This window comes from Brachyspira sp., from assembly GCF_029258575.1.
GTDB lineage: Bacteria > Spirochaetota > Brachyspiria > Brachyspirales > Brachyspiraceae > Brachyspira.
In genome coordinates this window covers 1-4,024 of record NZ_JARHYI010000058.1, presented here as the reverse complement: position 1 = coordinate 4,024, position 4,024 = coordinate 1, and the positions used below count along the sequence as shown (strand labels likewise).

Here is a 4,024-nt window from a genome sequence, read left to right as displayed (position 1 = left end):
GGTATTACATGAACGCTGATTAGATCGCCTACTTTAGCCGCTGCTGCTGCTCCTGCATCTGTTGCCGCTTTTACTGCTCCTACATCGCCTCTTACCATTACTGTTACCAAACCACCACCCACTAATGTTTTACCTACTAAATTTACATTAGCTGCTTTTACCATAGCATCAGCTGCCTCTATTGCTGATACCAATCCTTTAGTTTCTATCATACCTAAAGCCATAGAACTTGCCATATTATTGCCTCCAATATCTTATTATTTTTTATTAAAAAATTAATTATCAGTTTTTTTCTTTTTTCTTATTTTTTTCTTTGAAACGGATATATCATTTGAAGAATTATCTTTTTCTGATATATTATCTTCATTATTGATTTTTTTATTCTCATTATTATTAACTTCTGTACTGTCATTAAAAAGCGACATATTATTATTAGTAGAGTCAGTATTATTTGATAATGATTTTTCTGAATCATTATTATTTTCTGACAAACTATTATCAACCGTTTCTAGTTTTTTATCTCCATTATAAGGAATTGTATTATTTTCAAAAAAAGAAGTAATAACCTGTTTATCCAATCTAGCTATAACATTACTTGCCAAAACTTTTCCCACTCTCTCAGCTGCTGCAACTGCACATTCAACTGCTACTTTTACAGCGGCAACATCTCCAAAAAATGATATTGCAATTCTTCCGCTTCCTACATGAATCATAGAAGGCAAAGTTATATTACTAGCTTTTAATGCTGCATCCATAGCTTCTATTGCAACAGTATGACCATAAGTTTCTATCATACCTAAAGCATATTCCATAATAGTTAATACCTCTTTTATTTAAATATATAAAATATAATTATTTATCTAACAAATAAACCATTCTTTAATACACATCTTCTTTTTCTAGTAAATGTTACTGTACTAGTAATGCCGTCTCCAGTACTACTAGCTAATGTAAAACTAGTATATCCCTCTCCTCCTAAACCAATACCTGCATAGGAAGGAGCATTTTTAACAAATATTGTTGTCTGAAGTCTTTTAGGTGCTATAGTTAATCTGTCAATATGTTTAGAATGCATAATAGCAGTATGGCGGCAACCATTTTCCAATTTAACAGCAAGCTCCAAAGCCTCATCAAAATCCTTACATCTTATTAAAGGAAGTACAGGCATCATCAATTCCTCAACAGCAAAAGGATGTTCTTTATGAGTTTCCATTATTATAAGTCTAGGATCATAAGAACATTCTATTCCCAAAGTATCCAATATATATTTGGCATTCTTTCCTACAAATTTTTTATTTACAGAACCGTTTTCATTTATAAGACCTTTTTCCAATTTAAGCATATCTTCTTTTTTTGAAATTTTAAAAGCATTATTCTTTTCCATATTAAACATTAAATAGTCAAATATAGAATCTACAGCCAATACCTCTTTTTCAGCTATACAAGGCATATTATTATCAAGAGAAGCACCTGCAACTATATCAGCAGCAGCCTGTTCTATATCTGCAGTTTCATCAACTATAACAGGAGGATTTCCTGCACCTGCACCTATAGTTTTCTTTCCGCTTTTAAGTCCTTTTATCACTATAGGCATACCGCCTGTAATACATAATGCATTGATTTTTGGACTTTCCATCATATAATCAACTTCTTCTACGCTTGCCTTTGAAATAGTAACTACTAAATTTCTCTCTCCGCCTGCCTCTATTACTGCCTCATTTATTTTACCAACAAGCCAATTAGATACCTTTATTGCACTAGGATGAGGACTAAAAACAACACTGTTTCCTGCTGAAAGCATATTGATACTATTACATATTATAGTTTCTGTAGGATTTGTAACAGGAGTTATAGCACCTATTACACCGAATGGAGAATATTCTATCAAACTAAGTCCGTCATCACCTGTTAAAGCTTCTGTATGCAAATCTTCAACACCTGTACATCTCTCTATAGCCAATGTATTTTTATTTATTTTATCTTCTACTCTGCCCATTTTACTTTCTTCTACAGCCATAACAGACATCTCTTTAATAAGGGGTCTTAATTTATTTCTTATAGAATCAGTAATTTTTTTTCTCTGAGATAAAGTAGAACATAAAAACTTCTTCTGAGCTATACTTGCATACTCTATAGCATCTTTCATATTATCAAATACACCGAATGTATTTGAATTATTATTAGAAGATTCCAATATATTTATATTCTTAGCGACTTCTCTCACTATAGATTCAATCAATTTCTCATCCATATGTTATATCTCCATAAAATATTATTTATTAAATACCTCTAAAGCAGCATTAGCGATAAGAATATCTTCCTCTACAGCACCGCCGCTTACTCCTACAGCTCCAAGCAATTTACCGTCTTTAAAAATAGGAATTCCTCCACCAAACATAACTATCTCTCCAGACATAGCAGTATCAAGTCCGCATAAACTTTCATCAACAAGTCTTTTTATATCAGAAGTAGGAACTTTCAATGATACACTGCTGTAAGCCTTTTTAAAAGCTAATTTCTCGCTTATTTTAAGAGCATTATCCATCTTGCAGAAAAATATCTGTTCTCCATGTGCATTTACAATAGAAATACAAACATCAACCTGTATATTTCCTGCCTTTTTCAAAGCTTCCAAAGCCATAAGAAAAGCATCATTCAAACTAAGTTCCATAAAATATTCCTTAAACTAAACTTAATCATCTAATATAAAATAAATTCCCTTAACAAGTCTAGCTGAATTAGCCCCTACATTTCTCATATTCTGCATATTTACGGACTTCATAGAATATAAGAATAAAGGCTTATTTTCATTTAAATTAGCATAATGTACAGCTATATACTCATTGTCAGCAGCTATACCCACAGACAATTTTGAAGAAACCGCAGCATTATAAGATGCCTCTTTCACATCCTTATAAGCACTAAGATCCTTTTTTTCTAAAATATAGGGAATCCCCTCTTCCTCTATTCCATATAAAACCTGATCCATTAATTTAGGATCTGTATTTCCCAAGTCATATACAATAATAGATGGTATTTCCATATCAGCTATTCCTCATTGACCTAACATAATCTAATATAAGCCCTGTAGCAACTGCATTTCTAGGACCTTCTTTTCCTCTTATATTACCTCTGCCTGCTACTATCTTATAATGAGATAAAGCGTCCATAACCATTTGAGGTATTTCAAAATCTAATGATGAACCTCCAACCAACACTACAAAAGGTATATCTCTTATATTTCCTGTAATGCTTACAGTTTCTAATGCTCTTATAGAATTGAATACAAAAACTTATTCTTTAGCCATTCTTCTTACAATTCTTATCTTCTCTAATGGAATATCAGAATCTATAGGAACAAAATTATTCTCCTCTACTACCACAACCCTTGCAAATAATCTAGGATCTAAAGGCTCTTTAAAAAACTGCACTGTTCCGTCTTCATGTCTTATGTGAAATACACTTTCAACCTTAGCTAAAGGATATTTTTTTATTCTCTCAGCCATTTCCAAATCATCTAAGCCCAATTCAGAATTGATTAAAAGAGTAACCATATTTCCTGCACCAGCCAAATGTGTATATGATATCCTTCCATCTTTATCTATAAGAGAAGCATCTGTACTGCCTGCTCCCATATCTATTATAGCTAATGGAGAAGAAGAACCCGGAGTGGTTAATGCCCCTAATATTGCCATATCTGCTTCAACACCGCCTATTTCAACATTAATATCTAAATCCTTTTTAAGTTCATCAGCTATTATTTCCATTTGAAGTCTGTCGGATTTTACCATACTTGCTATTCCAACGGCATTTTCCATAGCAAATTCATTTGCAAGTCCGCCTTTCACACTTCTAGGTACAAAAGTATCTACAGCAAGCAAATCTCTTATTTTTATATCATCTTTATTCTTATTTGTAAGCTTAGCCATAGTCTGTCTTACTTTCTCTATCATACCGCCTATATTAGTTCCAGACTCTCCAATAATATCTTCTATATCAGATGCTTTATTCATAACAGACATTA

General features: G+C 32.4%; 5 protein-coding genes and 1 pseudogene. All 6 read right to left on the bottom strand.

Features of this window, described 5'->3' with window-relative positions:
• On the bottom strand, positions 1-236 hold a 236-nt coding region (locus tag Q1J76_RS04565), incomplete at its 3' end, for a BMC domain-containing protein (RefSeq protein WP_300367454.1).
• A gap of 39 nt (positions 237-275) precedes the next feature.
• Positions 276-812, bottom strand: a complete 537-nt coding sequence (locus Q1J76_RS04560) for a BMC domain-containing protein (protein ID WP_300367452.1) — start codon at positions 810-812, stop codon at positions 276-278.
• A gap of 44 nt (positions 813-856) precedes the next feature.
• Positions 857-2,251, bottom strand: a complete 1,395-nt coding sequence (locus tag Q1J76_RS04555) for an aldehyde dehydrogenase family protein (protein WP_300367450.1) — start codon at positions 2,249-2,251, stop codon at positions 857-859.
• A gap of 21 nt (positions 2,252-2,272) precedes the next feature.
• A complete protein-coding gene (locus tag Q1J76_RS04550; protein WP_300367448.1) occupies positions 2,273-2,671 on the bottom strand; it encodes a GlcG/HbpS family heme-binding protein in 399 nt (132 codons plus the stop codon).
• 21 nt (positions 2,672-2,692) lie between these two features.
• Positions 2,693-3,043: a glycerol dehydratase reactivase beta/small subunit family protein gene (locus tag Q1J76_RS04545; RefSeq protein WP_300367446.1), complete on the bottom strand. Its 351-nt coding sequence runs from the start codon at positions 3,041-3,043 to the stop codon at positions 2,693-2,695.
• A 1-nt stretch (position 3,044) separates the two neighbouring features.
• A pseudogene (locus tag Q1J76_RS04540) lies at positions 3,045-4,013 on the bottom strand (diol dehydratase reactivase subunit alpha).
• Positions 4,014-4,024 lie beyond the last annotated feature (11 nt).

Excerpts from the sequence above, each read along its gene's own strand:
- Q1J76_RS04550 (WP_300367448.1), bottom strand. The coding sequence starts at position 2,671 with ATGGAACTTAGTTTGAATGATGCTTTTCTTATGGCTTTGGAAGCTTTG.
- Q1J76_RS04555 (WP_300367450.1), bottom strand. The coding sequence starts at position 2,251 with ATGGATGAGAAATTGATTGAATCTATAGTGAGAGAAGTCGCTAAGAAT.
- Q1J76_RS04545 (WP_300367446.1), bottom strand. The coding sequence starts at position 3,043 with ATGGAAATACCATCTATTATTGTATATGACTTGGGAAATACAGATCCT.
- Q1J76_RS04560 (WP_300367452.1), bottom strand. The coding sequence starts at position 812 with ATGGAATATGCTTTAGGTATGATAGAAACTTATGGTCATACTGTTGCA.